General features: G+C 35.8%; 1 pseudogene. It reads left to right on the plus strand.

The features are described 5' to 3' along the window. Nucleotides 1-185 precede the first annotated feature (185 nt). Nucleotides 186-1,128: pseudogene (locus G337_RS26870) on the plus strand (IS982 family transposase). The last annotated feature ends 14 nt before the right edge of the window (nucleotides 1,129-1,142 follow it).

A 1,142-nucleotide genomic window follows, 5' to 3' on the forward strand; every position in this document is an offset into this window, starting at 1 on the left:
TAGTGCGTCACAAACTAACTGAGCTTTCATCCTTGTTCCCATACTCCAGCCTACAACCTTACGGGAATATAAATCGAGCACTATGGCTAAGTAACCTCAACTCGGGATAACAATTTTAATTAAATTGAACTAAAAATGTATTTCATGATCAGATCTTTGAATTCATTGTTTTTGAGGCTTTGATAATGCATAACTTAGTATCTGTTTTTTGCCATGTAGATGATTTCTGCGATAAATTTGTGCCCGTTTTTGAACAGAAATTAATAACTGATGGTACTCGAAAACGCAGAAGAAACTCCAGAATGAGCATGAGTGAATGCATGACGATAGTCATTGCCTTTCATCAGTCAAACTATAGGGATTTCAAGAACTTCTATATTGGTCATGTATCAATGTACTGGAAGAAATACTTTCCTAAGTTACTTAGCTATACGCGATTTTTAGAATTAATGCCGAGCTTAATTATCCCGATGTGCGCTTATTTTGAAACTGTTAAAGGTAAACCAACAGGTATTACCTTTGTCGATTCAACGAGTTTAAAAGTTTGCCATAATATCCGCATCCCAAGACACAAAGTATCGGGTATTTGCAGATACAGCGAAACGTGGCAAAGGAACAATGGGATGGTTTTATGGTTTCAAACTTCATTTATTGATTAATCATATTGGTGAAATAATTTCGGTGAGCATAACGGCTGGCAATACTAATGACAGAACTCCAGTACCAAATTTGTGTAAAAATCTCACGGGTAAACTCTATGCAGATAAAGGCTACATTGGTAAAAAATTGGCAGAAAAACTATCCGAAAAAGATATCGATTTAATCACAACAGTACGGAAAAATATGAAAGCAAAAGTTATATCAGCATTCGATAGAGCAATGTTATCAAAGAGATACATCATCGAGACGATTAATGATCAGCTTAAGAATATATCTCAGATAGAGCACAGCCGACATAGAAGCGAAAATGGTTTTATGATCAACCTGATGTCAGGGTTAGTTGCATATTGTTTAAAAAAGAAGAAACCAAAAATTAAGTTGGCTGATGATGAGCTTAAATTAAACCGATCTCAGGTTAAGTACAACCATCCTTCAGAGGTCCATAGTAGAGTAAGAGGCAGAGCGTAGTCGCACTATTTCTC

Source organism: Psychromonas aquimarina ATCC BAA-1526, assembly GCF_000428725.1.
In the GTDB taxonomy this organism is placed as follows: domain Bacteria; phylum Pseudomonadota; class Gammaproteobacteria; order Enterobacterales; family Psychromonadaceae; genus Psychromonas; species Psychromonas aquimarina.